Consider the following 13941-nt stretch of genomic DNA (forward strand, 5'->3'; position numbering starts at 1 on the left):
AAATATGCGCATTGAAAAGGTTGACACATTTCCGCTGTTCCACAGGCTTTCCTCCCCTTACGGCGATGCGAACGGATTGAAAAGCTACAGAACGTGCTACCTGATTCGGATCACGACAGCTTCAGGCCTGTCGGGATGGGGAGAATGTGCGGATTGGCTGCCTGCTTTGGATGCGGGCTTTAAAAAACGGATCATTCCTTACTTAATTGGAAAAGAAGCGGGCAATCGCACGGAGCTTGTCACCGTCATCAAAAAGTGGCATCAGCGGGCCGCAGCTGCCGTTAGCATGGCTTTAACGGACATTACGGCGAAAAAAGCAGGCCTTTCGGTATGTGAATTATGGGGAGGAAAACTGAGGGAGCAGATCCCGGTCTATGCCTCATTTCAATCATATTCAGACAGGCCCGATTGGAGCCGCCATTCCCTCCGGCTCGTCGAAAAGGCCGTGCGGTCCGGATTTAAAACCGTCAAGCTGAAAGCGGGAGGCAAGTTGTTTTCCGAAGACTTGGCGCATATTCAGGCGTTCCAGGAGATGACAGGCCAAAACACCCGACTGATACTCGATGCCAACCAGAGTTATGACCAGGCCGCCGCACGGAAGTGGGAAACGTGGTTTTCCGCCTGGGGCAACGTGCTTTGGTTTGAAGAGCCCATGCCGTTTGACGTTCCCGCTGAATACCGGATGCTGCGTTCAGCGCTTTCTGTTCCGGTTGCCGGAGGAGAAAATGTAAAAGGCGCAAAACCGTTTTTGCCGATTTTTCTGGAGAACGCAGTCGATATTGCTCAACCCGATGTTATGCACTGTGACGGCACAGACGATTTTCAAACCGTTCTGAAGCTCGCCAGGCATTTCGGAAAAAGGGTTTCTCCCCACAGCTATGACGGCGGACTTTCAAGAATGTACGCCGTTTTCGGACAAGCCTGTCTGCCGCCTTGGACCAAAATGGACGGAGAAGATATCGAACCGCTCGAATGGGATGCGATGGAGAATCCGTTCACAAAACTCGTGCCCGTCAGCATAAAAGACGGATACATTCAAGTCCCGGACAAAATCGAAATCGATACAGAGCTCGTAGAAGCGTATGGATGGGACGGCTCGTCTTACATGTGAAAGCGCCAACTCGAAAAAATGTGATATTTTTCATTTCCCCTTACATATAGTAGGAAGAGGACAAGTTTCTTTAAAGGGGATTATATCCGTATGGGAAGAAAGCTCAAAATCGTACATGCTATCGTGCTGGGCAGCGTGTTACAGGGTCTCGGCATGGCGCTGTTTTTGTTTCCGAACCATATTCCTTCAGGGGGCGCAGCCGGCATCGCTGTTTTGCTCAATTTTTGGTTTCAGGTTCCGCACGGATTAACCGTCTGGGCTGTCAACTTTTCGCTGCTTTTAACGGCCGTTAAATGGCTTGAACCCGTAACGGTCTTCGGGACGATGGGGGCGATTACCATGACGTCCGTTTCGGTGCAGATCTTCGAATCCTGCATGCCCCTCATGACGACGAACAATATCTGGCTGGATTTATTTTACGGATCCGTCCTTTTGGGGACGGGGGTTGGACTGCTATATAAATACAATATTTCTAACGGCGGTTTTGGCGCCCTGGCTTTAATGATATCGATTTACCGCGGTGGAAAACCGGGAACGGCGCTGTTTATGATGAACGCATTCATCTTCCTTTTGACGGCGTCTGTCATCGCCTGGGGAATCGTTATCCAAGCTCTAATCTGCCAGTGGATTTCTACGAGGATCATCGATGCGATTTATCAGATTCGCTTCCGTCCGTTATTGATGCCTATCGCCAGTTTCCGCAATAAAAAATAGGCCGCTTTTCAAACGACCCTAATCATATAAATAAAATGTATCTGATCGAAGTCCCAGTCTCAGCGTTTCAAGCGGAATGGCATCCTGAAACGGTATATTCGCCAAATTGGCGTCAGGACCGATTTTTTCAATGAAACACGTCTGCAGCTGTTTCGTCGGCGCTTCAAAAATTAAATCCCTTGAAGCGATGCCGGAATGAAGGATCTCCTCAATAAGCTGGGACCGCATTTCTCCATCGCTTTTGCACAGCCCGCTCGTGCCGCTTTCCCTCGTTTCCGTGATCACTTTCTCGGCCCCGGCTTCAAGATCTTCGAGGATGTAATCGATCCATTCGGCTGACTCGAGCTCACTGCTGAGGGCGCTGTCTTTGCTGCCGACTTCGCTGAACACGTGAAACTCTTTCGAAAAATCGGAAATAAAGCTTGCTTTATCTTTATTAGAGAGACGGACCGTTCCGTTTGATATTTCCACATAACGACATCCATATAATTTGCAGTAGCGATAGTAATCTTCAATTTTATCCTGGCTTAAAAACTTCTCAAACAACGTTCCGCCAAAAAAGAATTGAACGTCATTTTGCTTCAGACAATCGATTTTCTCAACCAAATATTTCGTAATTAAAGATGTTCCCCATCCAAATTTCACAAAATCTATATAATCTGCCGCTCCGTGAATCGTATCTTTAAAAAAGTTCAAGGGAACCCCGTTATCAATCAGGATGGTGATCCCTTTTAATCTTGGTTTAAGCTGCCTGTCGGGCAGTATCAGTTCAGATGAAATCATTGATTACCCCTCACAATCTGCTGTATCTTTCATACTTTTAGGTAAATGTCTGTCGGCCATTATTCAGCTGTCACAATAAGAATTCACCTTTTCCCGTTTATCGTTTCTCCCATTCATGTGTTGCCGTTCGGCAAGGAGTGATCTTCGTCCACCTCCCATTAGGCAGCATGTTAGCCTCTCATCTCCTGACTTGCTTCTCAACTAGGTATCTATCCATTTTGTGAAGTCAAAGTAAGTATATTCGCCGTCCTTTCATATGGTTCCTCACTAGTTCTTCACAATGAAAACTGACGTAAAAAGAAGGCCCGCGACAGATACGCGAAGCCCTTACTTAATCTTAGAAAATATATCAGTATATCAAATCCGGATCTCTCACCGCCAGTTTTTATTTTAATGCCGCAAGACAGATGTAATGATTGACTGATATGAATCGGTTTATTTCAATTTGGCGCGCCGGGTCTTTCAGATATTCACAAAATTGCTGAAATCATAACAATTTCCAGATCACATTTAGTTTAAAAAGTGAATAATCTGCCTATATGTTCTTTCAGTTCATGTTTCGTATCAGGGGGTAAGAAAACTAACCTTTAGGACGTATTGGGGGAAAATCGATGAACGATGTTTTAACGTATCACACATGGAATGAAAAAGCTTCTGAAGAGGTGATGGATACCTTCAGCGGCGAGATGGACGTTTTGAAATGGGCGTACAGCACGTATCAAAAAATTGTTTATGCCTGCAGTTTCGGCGCGGAAGGAATCGTTTTGATCGACTTGATTTCAAAAGTTGTGAAAGAAGCGGACATCGTGTTTTTAGATACAGGACTGCATTTTCCGGAAACATATGAACTTATCAATGAAGTGAAAGATCGCTATCCCGGTCTGTCGATTCGCTTTTTAAAACCCGGCCTCTCGCTTGAAGAACAGGAAAAACGCTATGGCAGCGAACTTTGGAAACGCCATCCGGACCATTGCTGCCGCCTTCGCAAGATCGAGCCGCTCAGAGAGCATCTGTCAGGGATGGAGGCATGGATGACCGGGCTGAGGCGGGAGCAGTCGGAAACACGGAAACATGTCCGTTATATCAACAAGGACGACAATTTTAAACTGATTAAAATCTGCCCCCTTATTCACTGGACATGGGAAGATGTCTGGACTTACATTAAGCTGAATCAGCTGACGTATCACAAGCTTCATGATCAAGATTATCCGAGCATCGGCTGTGAGGTGTGTACGTCTCCCGTGGCAGACGGCGGCAATTTAAGAGCGGGAAGGTGGGCCCGTCAGGAAAAAACAGAATGCGGGCTGCATCAATTCCGGTAGGAGCTGGGTAAAAGATGACGATTACCATTTTGGCATTCATTATCGCTTTGTTTTTTGCCATGAACATAGGAGCGAGCGGAGCAGCAGCTTCAATGGGAATAGCGTATGGCGCAGGTGCCGTCCGGAAAAGGCAGGCGGCCTTGTGGATCAGCGGAATCGGTGTATTTTTGGGCGCCATGATAGGCGGAGGAGAGGTTGTGAAAACAATCGGTTCAGGCATTATCCCCACGTCTATTCTCAATGTGCATATTGTCGTGATTATCCTCGGAGCATCTGCGATTTCGCTGTTTATTGCAAACATCGCGGGGATTCCCCTTTCAACCAGCGAGGTGACGGTCGGCTCGATTGTCGGGGTCGGCGTCGCATTTCAAGCGGTATTTACCGATAAGCTGTTGGTGATCGTCATGTATTGGCTGATCATTCCGATTGCCGCTTTTTTTCTCGCTTTTTTCATTGGACAATTGCTGAAAAAAGCCGAGAAGAGGCTGCGGTGGCTTAAACAGCAAAAATGGGCGCGGCTGCTCACCGCACTAGTGATTTTAACCGGGTTTTTAGAAGCCTTTTCGGCGGGAATGAACAATGTCGCGAATTCCGTCGGACCTCTCGTTGGAGCAGGCCTCTTGTCAGTCAGCAGCGGAACGCTTCTTGGGGGACTGTTCGTGGCTATCGGAGCCATTTGCCTTGGAAGCAGAGTCATTGAGACGAATGGGAAAAAAATCACCGAGTTTTCGCTTTTGCAAGGGTCATGTGTTTCCGGACTCGGTGCGTCCCTAGTCATCGGCGCTTCGCTATTTGGCATTCCCGTGCCGCAAACCCAGATTACGACTTGCAGCATCATTGGGATTGGCCTTTCTGAAAAGGGAAGGGCAATTTTTCGTAAAAGCGTTATTTTGAAGTTAATGAAAGTATGGGTTGTTTCACCGGTTTTTTCACTTGTCATTTCGTATAGTCTCGTGAAAATCTTTCTCGATTTTGATTTATATTCAGTTGCAGTTGTTTTATGTGTTTTTCTTGCCACTCTTGGATCTGTAAGCCTTATGAAACATGCCAGGCAGAAACAATCAGATGTCCGAAGAAACAGGGATCATGTAAAGTCGATCGTTGGAGGAAGAGGGCGTAAAAGAGAACCTGCCGCATGGAGGGACTTTAGTTAACCGGCCCGCCTGTTTTGGATGATTGGGACTAAGGCCCGGAATCAGCCGGATTTAAAAAAGGCGCTCGTGCAGCTTTATCTGTTTCATTGCCTGATCGTGAGAAGTCATGAGCGGAACGGCACTTCTCAGCCGTATGATCGAAGAAGAGGTTGGCACGACGCCGCTATTTTTTGAAGAATACCAATGGATTGGCAGAAGGCGCGGCGCAGCAGATGGCCCTTTTTCTCAGGAAAAGTATTCCTCTGGTTTAAACTACATCCCGATTGTTAACAATGAAGAGAGAGATTCGGGAGGGAACCTTGATGGAATATGTACACTTGGTAGTCGAACTGACGATAGGGTTTGCAGCTTTATTTCTGATGACGAAAATTCTGGGGAAAACCCAATTTGCCCAAATTACGCCGTTTGATTTTATTTCCGCTTTAATATTGGGGGAAATGGTTGGAAACGCGATTTTCGATCAGGATGTCACCATCTGGAAAGTCCTTTTCGCCATCCTCGTTTGGGCCATTCTAATCTATTCAATAGAAGTTTTATCACAAAAAGTGCAAAACACCAGAGGTTTTCTCGAGGGCAGGCCAAGTATTGTGATCAATAAAGGAAAAATCGATTATAATGCCCTCAAAAAAAATAAATTGGACCTGAACCAGCTGCAGACATTGGCACGTGAAAAAGGCTGTTTTTCCTTAAACGAGATTCAATATGCCATCCTTGAAACAGACGGTTCGCTTAGCGTCCTGCCAAAACACAAATACGGGATGCCGACAAAAGAAGACTTAAACATCCCTTACAAACCGGTTCAGCTCCCGGTGCCGTTAATCCTCGACGGCGAGCTCGAAAAGAACAATCTGCATGAAGCCGGCTTTGACGAGCTTTGGCTGCAAAATCAATTATCAAGTCAAGGTATTACACAGTATCAAGAGGTGCTTTATGCGGAATGGCGCGGCGATGAGGGGCAGCTTTACGTTACAACCTATTGATATTGGCAAGCGCGGGTTCGACAAGCTTCGAGCCCGCGCTTTTCTATTTGCGCTCACACGGCTAAAGGATCGTACTTTTTTACCGGTCCGAAAGGCTGTCAATCTCTAAAAAATTCCGTTAAATCATTCAAACGGCCTTCAAATGGAGGAAAGACAAACGACAAAAGGTGCAATTGAAGCTGAAAAATCTGCTTTCAGCCTCTTTTTCTTTTCCTTTTTTCTTCAAAAATCTCCATTTTTCACATGACCTGCGCTGTCCAATCAAAACACGCAAACTTGACATAAATATCTAAAGTGTTAATATACTAACCGTGTTCGAAAAAATACGAACAGAAATGCGAACAAAGGGAGATGTTAAAGATCTTTAATCAAAAAAACGTAGCTTTTATAGGGGCAGGATCAATGGCAGAGGGAATGATCTCAGGCATCGTTCAATCCAAAAAACTGCCTGCTTCGCAAATCTATGTTACAAACCACACGAACCACCGGCGTTTAGAAGAACTCCAGCAGAAATATGGAATACGAGGCGTCAGAAAAGAAGAACTTGACTATCAGAACATCGATTGCTTCATCTTGGCGATGAAGCCGAAAGATGCAGAGAGTGCTCTTACTTCCATGAAACCGCATATTCAACCCCATCAGCTTATCGTGTCAGTTTTAGCTGGCATATCAATTTCATTTATTGAAAACGAGCTGCACGGCATGCAGCCTGTCATCCGAATCATGCCTAACACCTCAAGTGCAATCGGCGCATCTGCAACCGCCATGGCCGAAGGCAGCCATGTAACAGCCGATCTGTCAAAAACCGCGAAACAACTGCTTCAATGCATGGGAGAAGTCTATTCCATCGAAGAAAGCAAAATGGACATTTTCACCGGCATTGCCGGCAGCGGGCCTGCTTACTTTTATTATTTAATGGAGCACATCGAAAAAGCGGGAGCCGAGGCTGGATTAAGCCAAAAACTAACGAGGGAAATCGGCGCGCAGACATTGTTAGGCGCCGCCAAAATGCTGTTGGAAAGCCCTGAAGATACAGCTGTTCTCAAAGACAACATCACTTCCCCTAACGGTACGACTGCCGCCGGTTTAAAGGCCTTGGAGGAAAGCGGCGGAGGCGAAGCGATCGAACAGGCGGTCAAACAAGCCGCAAAACGATCCAAAACCATCAGTCTCGAACTTGAACAATTAGTCGCAGCAAAGTAAGCACCCGTAACGAAGAAAAATACTACAGGAGTGATAAAATGACCTCTAATCAACAGAGGGTAGTTGTCAAAGTGGGAAGCAGTTCTTTAACAAGTCTTCACGGCGAAATCAGCAGCAAAAAGCTCGAAAAGCTCGTTGAGCAGATCGTCCGCCTCAAAGATGAAGGGCACGAAGTCCTCCTCGTTTCATCTGGCGCTGTGGCGGCCGGATACCGGAAACTTGGCTTCATTAACAGGCCGGATACATTGCCTGAAAAACAAGCATCCGCATCTGTCGGCCAGGGCTTACTAATCGAAGCGTATTCCAAGCTCTTTTTATCCCATGGCTATATCGCTTCACAAATATTAATCACAAAAAGCGATTTTTCAGATGAAAAACGGTACAACAATGTGAGAAATACGATGAATGTTCTGTTGAAACGCGGCATTATTCCGATCATCAACGAAAATGACACAGTTACCGTCAACCGGCTCAAATTCGGAGACAATGATACGCTTTCTGCTAAAGTGGCGGGTCTGATCGACGCTAACCTGCTGACCATCCTCTCTGATATAGACGGCCTTTATGACGCGAATCCGCGAAAAACGCCGGACGCCGCACTCGTCCGGGAAGTAAATGAAATCACGCCGGAGATAGAAGCTTCAGCAGGGGATGCCGGAAGCGAAGTCGGAACAGGCGGCATGAAGTCGAAACTGGACGCTTTTAAAATTACAATGGCTTCAGGCATCAAAGGATTTTTAGGGCGTGCAGACACCTCCGGTCTGTTGCAAGAAGCAATCAGCGGGACTGCGAGGGGAACGTATTTTATTCCGAATGACGATTCACACACACTCAACCATAAAAAGCAATGGATAGCATTTAACTCTGGACCTGAAGGAGACATCATCGTCCACAACGAAAGCAAAGAGTTTATTATCGACCGTAAAAAAAGCCTGTATCCTTCTAGTATTTACGAAATTAACGGCCGTTTCAGCAACGGTTCCGTCGTTCGAATCCTTGATCAGGAAGGAGAGGAAATCGGCCTCGGCGTCGTCAACTTTTCCTCATCCCAGCTTCGTAAATGGAAGAAGGATACGAATCAGGAAACAGCCGCTTCCTCACAGGCTGTCGTTGACAGAGAAGCGTTTGTCTGTCATTTAGAGCTATCCGTTCCGCTTTAAAAAACAAATCAAAGGAGGAATTGACATGACGGCGACAAGCGAGAACACCAGGGCACAAATCGAAGAAAAAGCGATAAAGGCAAAAACAGCCGCAAAATCTTTGCGGCTGACAACTGAAAAAGACAAGAACGAGGCGCTTGCTACACTGGCCGAACACCTGAAACAAAACATGAGCTATATTCTCACTGAAAATGCCAAAGATATTGAAGCGGGACGAAAAAAAGGCTATGATGCAGCCTACATCGACCGCCTGTCGCTCAATGAAGACAGGGTACTGGATTTTGCCAATGGACTGCTGGAAGTCGCGGAACTGGATGATCCGGTCGGAGAAACGCTATCAAGCTGGACGCTCGACAACGGGCTAAAGGCGGAAAAAGTCAGCGTTCCTCTCGGCGTCATCGGCATGATCTATGAAGCGCGTCCGAATGTGACTGTCGATGCGACCGGGCTCGCTCTAAAATCGGGCAATGCGATCGTTTTGAAAGGCGGCTCTTCCGCCATTCATTCGAATACAGCGATCGTATCGGTCATGCACCAAGCGCTGGAAACGACAGACATTCCCCGCGATGCTGTTCAATTTATCGAAAGCACGGACCGAAGCGCCACGAAGCAGCTCTTCAAGATGAAAGAGCATATCGATGTACTCATCCCCCGGGGAGGCGGTGCCCTCATTCAGGAAGTCGTTGAGAACGCAACCGTTCCCGTTCTTGAGACGGGAGTCGGCAATTGTCACATCTATATCGACCGGGAAGCAGACCCTGAAAAAGCAATCAATGTCATGATCAATGCGAAAACAGACCGCCCCGCCGTCTGCAATGCGCTTGAAACGCTGATCGTTCACGAAAAATGGCTTGAGGAAAACAGTGCAGCGCTTATCAATGCTTTAAACGAACACGGTATTCAAGTTCACGGGGACGAAAAGGCGGTTCAATGGATTCCAGGCGCGATACCAGCGGGGGAAGCCGATTGGCAGAACGAATATTTAAGCCTTGATCTCGCGGTTAAAGTCGCAGCAAGTCTTGAAGAAGCCTGCGATCATATCGAAACATACGGAACAAAGCATTCAGAAGCGATTATCACCGAAAATCCGAAAACAGCCAAGGCTTTTCTGAATACCGTTGATGCGGCAGCACTGTATCACAATGCCTCAACCCGGTTCACCGACGGCGGCGCACTCGGCTTCGGCGCGGAAATCGGGATTTCTACACAGAAGCTTCACGCCCGCGGACCTATGGGTCTGAAAGAATTGACCACATGCAAATATATCATGAGAGGCGACGGCCATATCAGAAGATAAATAAAAAAGCCTGCATTGAAACTGCACCTCAATTGTCACCTGACAATCTTGAGGTGCAGTTTTTTCTTACGGCTGCATCCGCCGTATCACGGAAAACATACGGCGCTGTGGTTTTTCTTTAAGCATCCTTTAAAATCCTTCCTTTACATCCTTTCAATCAAATTACATAATGATCTATGATATAGGATTCAAAAGGAGAGTGTACGTTATGCAACCCCCAACCGGAAAAACCTGCGTTCCGACCGGTGTGGATCTTAAAAACACCGGTTTTGGATATACGTTGTCATTGATAAGCGGCAAATATAAAATAATCATTCTATATTGGCTGTCTGAACGCGAAGTGATGCGGCATAATGAGCTGAAGCGAAGCATCGGCACCATTTCCTTCAAAACGCTGAGCATCATGTTAAAAGAGCTGGAGGCAGACGGCCTTATTATACGTAAGGAATTTCCCCAAATTCCCCCAAAGGTGGAGTATTCATTATCTGAACGCGGACGTTCTCTCTTACCTTTGTTCAATATGATGTGTGAGTGGGGAGAGAAAAACAGGCTGGGCTGACAGCCTGTTTCAACCGGAATGATTTCCGCAAAACTTAAAGATTGTCAATAAAACGCAAATAATCCCGGGCGCTTTTCTCCAATTCTCCCGCTCCCGGCCCGGTCGCTTCTTCCTCATTTCCGCCGGGCTCATTTTCCTTGCCGTAAAACGCAAAAAATGAACGATAGTCTGCATGACAATATCGGAATGTCGTTTCAAATGGAACTAATATTTGTTCAAGCGTATAGCGGTACCTTCCGTTTTCACCATAATCTTCTTCTTTAATTCCGGCGGATACACCTAATGCCACTTTACGATTTTTTAATCGATCACCTCCATTTGAACCATAAGCCCATCCGTAAGCCAATACATCATCAAGCCATTTTTTAAGAAGAGGCGGACAGTTAAACCAATAGATAGGGAATTGAAAAACAAGATTGCCGTGCGCTTCCACCAATTTTTGTTCTTTTTCCGCGTCAATGTTTCCATCCGGATATACGTCGGACAATTCGTGAACCGTATACTTTTCCGGATATTTTTTGAGCTCCTCTACCCAGCGCTTATTGATAACTGATGTTTCTAAACTTGGATGTGCAACGATAATCAGTGTTTTCAAAAATTTTCCTCCTCCGGCATGTTTTCATCTTGATTATAAAGTTCACACTGCGAATTTGTAAGTATGCACTTTTGGTTCAGGTACTTACGTAAAGGTAAGTATCAGTTGTCATCAAACGGTCCGATTTTGCCTGTCCAAAATCCTCTGGCATGAAAAATGCACTTTTTTAATATAATGTTACAAAGCTCTGCTGCCTAAGGAATTTGACGATCCAAAAAGGGGGTCACTTTATGAATTTTGAACTAACAAGAGAACAGCAAATGGTTCGCGAACTCGCCAGAGATTTTGCGAAACAGGAAATTGCACCGCATGCCGAACATGTTGACAGGACGGGAGAATTTCCGGTTGAGACATTTAAAAAAATGGGGGAGCTCGGCCTCTTGGGGATTCCGTTTCCGGAATGCTACGGCGGGTCAGGCGGGGATACGATTTCCTATGCGCTTAGCGTCGAAGAAATCGGCAAAGCGTGCGGGAGCACCGGTCTAAGCTATGCTGCGGCTGTATCGCTCGGGGCTGCACCGGTTTATTATTTCGGCACCGAAGAACAAAAACAAGAATATCTCGTGCCACTTGCGACGGGCCGGGCGCTCGGAGCGTTCGGGCTGACCGAACCGAATGCAGGATCAGATGCGGGCGGCACCCGGACAAAAGCCCGCTCGGAAGGGGACAGCTATGTGATCAGCGGGGAGAAATGCTGGATCACCAATGCCGGATATGCCCGGACCGTCATCGTCACCGCCGTCACCGGAAAAGATGACAACGGAAAAAACATCATCTCCGCCATCATCGTTCCGACAGATTCGGAAGGCTTCACCATTAATAGCGAATATGACAAAATGGGTGTCCGCGGCTCCAATACATCGCAGCTCATCTTGGACAATGTCCGCGTTCCAAAACAAAATCTGTTGGGAAGCCCGGAAAAAGGGTTTAAACAGTTTCTCAATACACTTGACGGGGGCAGAATTTCGATCGCCGCGCTGGCCGTCGGTATCGCTCAAGGCGCATTTGAGGCCGCGCTTGCATACGCACACGAACGAAAACAATTCGGCCGGCCCATCTCCTATTTCCAGGCGATTCAGTTCAAGCTTGCCGACATGGCCATGGAAATTGAGCTTGCCCGCAATATGGTGCTGAAGGCCGCATGGCTGAAAGATCAAGGCCGGCCGTTTACAAAGGAAGCGGCTTTCGCCAAGCTTTATGCCTCAGAGATGGCGTTCAGGACATGTAATCAGTCCATTCAAATACACGGAGGATACGGGTATATGAAAGAGTACGGAGTCGAGCGGATGCTGCGGGATGCCAAATTAATGGAAATCGGTGAAGGAACTTCAGAAATTCAACGGCTCGTCATCGCAAGGCAGCTCGGCATAGGCAAACAAGCGGCAAAATGAAAACGCTTTCCGGGAGAAGGGAGGGACAACGTTGGCAGAGCTGCTCCATTTGACTATCGGAAAATTGTTGGAGAAAACCGCGGCAAACGCACCTGATCACGAGGCTGTCGTCTATCCGGATCGCCGTCTCCGTTATACGTACCGGCAATTTGACCAGTTGTGCAGAAAAGTCGCAAAAGGACTGGTGGCGCTCGGTATTGAAAAAGGTGAACATGTCGCAATTTGGGCTTCCAATACTCCGGAATGGCTCACCGCCCAGTTTGCCTCGGCAAAAACGGGCGCGGTGCTTGTCACAGTCAACACGAACTATCAATTATCAGAGCTTGAATATGTGCTGAAACAGTCAGATGCCACAACACTCATTTTAATGGAATCATACCGGGGCACTTCTTACATTGATATCCTTTACAAACTGATTCCTGAATTGAAGGAGTCGGAACCGGGTAAGCTCGCATCTGAAAGACTGCCTTTCTTAAAAAATATTATTTTGATGGGAGATAAAAGGCATCCCGGCATGTACCTTTGGGATGACATATTAAAGCTCTCCGGTTCGGTAAGCGAAAAAGCGCTTGATCACAGGATGGAACGACTCAAAGAGCATGATGTTATCAATATGCAATATACATCAGGTACGACAGGCTTTCCAAAAGGCGTGATGCTCACTCATTCCAATTTGGCAAACAACGCGGCAAATATTGCGGAATGCATGAATTTATCGAGAAAAGACAGAATGTGCATCCCCGTACCCTTTTTTCACTGCTTTGGATGCGTGCTGGGAACTCTCGCTTGCGTCACCGCCGGTGCGACGATGGTGCCGGTGCAAGAATTCAATCCAAAAGAAGTGCTTTCCGCTGTCGAAACGGAAAAATGCACGGCGCTTCACGGTGTACCGACCATGTTCATTGCCGAACTGAATGATCAAGATTTTGCATCATATGACTTGTCTTCTTTAAGAACGGGTATCATGGCCGGTTCAAACTGTCCGATTGAAGTTATGAAAAAAGTGATCAATAACATGGGGATGTCTGAAATAACGATTGCATACGGACAGACGGAAGCATCACCGGTCATTACCCAGACGAGGGTCAACGATTCGCTCAAAAGAAGGGTCGAAACCGTAGGGCGCGCCTTGCCGAATGTTGAAGTCAAAATAACTGAACCGGGCACAAATCAGGAGGTTGCAAGAGGCGTTCAAGGCGAGCTGTGCACACGCGGCTACCATGTCATGAAAGGCTATTACAAAAATTCTGAGGACACGGCAGCGGTGATTGATGAGGACGGATTTTTGCATACAGGTGATTTAGCCGTAATGGATGAAGAAGGCTACTGCCGGATTACCGGGAGATTAAAAGACATGATCATCCGAGGCGGAGAAAACATATACCCGCGGGAAATAGAAGAGTTTTTATACAAGCATCCCAACATTCTCGACGTCCAAATTGTCGGTGTGCCTGACGAAACATTCGGTGAAGAGGTCTCGGCCTGGATCAAACTGAAAAGCGGAGCATCCATGACAGCTGACGAATTAAAAGAATACTGCAAAGGTAAAATCGCCCGTTATAAGATTCCGCGCTATATCGCATTTGTCGAAGAGTTCCCGATGACGGCATCGGGAAAAGTGCAGAAATTTAAATTAAGGGAGCAAGCGCTTGAACATTTTCAATTGTAATTT

General features: G+C 46.8%; 13 protein-coding genes. 11 read left to right on the top strand and 2 right to left on the bottom strand.

The features are described from left to right. Positions 1-4: 4 nt before the first annotated feature. Both M1E03_RS10965 and M1E03_RS10970 read left to right on the top strand, forming a co-directional pair. Positions 5-1111, top strand: coding sequence for a mandelate racemase/muconate lactonizing enzyme family protein (locus M1E03_RS10965; protein WP_050821058.1), 1107 nt, complete (start codon positions 5-7; stop codon positions 1109-1111). Between the two features lie 90 nt (positions 1112-1201). Then, entirely contained in the window at positions 1202-1825 is a 624-nt protein-coding gene (locus tag M1E03_RS10970; protein WP_020451714.1) for a YitT family protein, read from the top strand. Between the two features lie 18 nt (positions 1826-1843). Here the strand turns inward: M1E03_RS10970 and M1E03_RS10975 are convergent, their stop codons facing one another. Then, a complete protein-coding gene (locus M1E03_RS10975; RefSeq protein WP_020451713.1) occupies positions 1844-2608 on the bottom strand; it encodes a phosphosulfolactate synthase in 765 nt (254 codons plus the stop codon). Positions 2609-3219: 611 nt separating this feature from the next. Between M1E03_RS10975 and M1E03_RS10980 the strand changes: the two genes are divergently transcribed. From M1E03_RS10980 to M1E03_RS11010, 7 genes are all read left to right on the top strand, one after another. Next, positions 3220-3930: a phosphoadenylyl-sulfate reductase gene (locus M1E03_RS10980; RefSeq protein WP_020451712.1), complete on the top strand. Its 711-nt coding sequence runs from the start codon at positions 3220-3222 to the stop codon at positions 3928-3930. A 14-nt stretch (positions 3931-3944) separates the two neighbouring features. Continuing rightward, a complete protein-coding gene (locus tag M1E03_RS10985) occupies positions 3945-5084 on the top strand; it encodes an inorganic phosphate transporter (RefSeq protein WP_026579602.1) in 1140 nt (379 codons plus the stop codon). A 302-nt stretch (positions 5085-5386) separates the two neighbouring features. After that, positions 5387-6064: a DUF421 domain-containing protein gene (locus M1E03_RS10990; protein ID WP_458110439.1), complete on the top strand. Its 678-nt coding sequence runs from the start codon at positions 5387-5389 to the stop codon at positions 6062-6064. 351 nt (positions 6065-6415) lie between these two features. Continuing rightward, entirely contained in the window at positions 6416-7267 is an 852-nt protein-coding gene (gene proC / locus M1E03_RS10995; protein ID WP_075213795.1) for a pyrroline-5-carboxylate reductase, read from the top strand. Between the two features lie 38 nt (positions 7268-7305). Next, positions 7306-8427, top strand: coding sequence for a glutamate 5-kinase (gene proB, locus M1E03_RS11000; protein ID WP_020451708.1), 1122 nt, complete (start codon positions 7306-7308; stop codon positions 8425-8427). 25 nt (positions 8428-8452) lie between these two features. Beyond that, entirely contained in the window at positions 8453-9724 is a 1272-nt protein-coding gene (locus M1E03_RS11005) for a glutamate-5-semialdehyde dehydrogenase (RefSeq protein ID WP_023855748.1), read from the top strand. Positions 9725-9932: 208 nt separating this feature from the next. Beyond that, positions 9933-10283: a winged helix-turn-helix transcriptional regulator gene (locus M1E03_RS11010; RefSeq protein ID WP_020451706.1), complete on the top strand. Its 351-nt coding sequence runs from the start codon at positions 9933-9935 to the stop codon at positions 10281-10283. 34 nt (positions 10284-10317) lie between these two features. On the opposite strand, the gene M1E03_RS11015 is transcribed toward M1E03_RS11010, so the two are convergent. Beyond that, on the bottom strand, positions 10318-10878 hold the full coding sequence (locus tag M1E03_RS11015) for an NAD(P)H-dependent oxidoreductase (RefSeq protein ID WP_020451705.1): 561 nt from the start codon (positions 10876-10878) through the stop codon (positions 10318-10320). Between the two features lie 230 nt (positions 10879-11108). Between M1E03_RS11015 and M1E03_RS11020 the strand changes: the two genes are divergently transcribed. Beyond that, the gene (locus tag M1E03_RS11020; RefSeq protein ID WP_020451704.1) at positions 11109-12269 is read left to right on the top strand and encodes an acyl-CoA dehydrogenase family protein; all 1161 of its coding nucleotides are present in this window, start codon (positions 11109-11111) and stop codon (positions 12267-12269) included. A 31-nt stretch (positions 12270-12300) separates the two neighbouring features. Further along, positions 12301-13938 carry an AMP-binding protein gene (locus tag M1E03_RS11025; protein ID WP_081044000.1) on the top strand — a complete coding sequence of 546 codons (1638 nt, stop codon included), beginning with the start codon at positions 12301-12303 and terminating at the stop codon, positions 13936-13938. Positions 13939-13941 lie beyond the last annotated feature (3 nt).

The organism is Bacillus sp. PK6-013, from assembly GCF_054161445.1.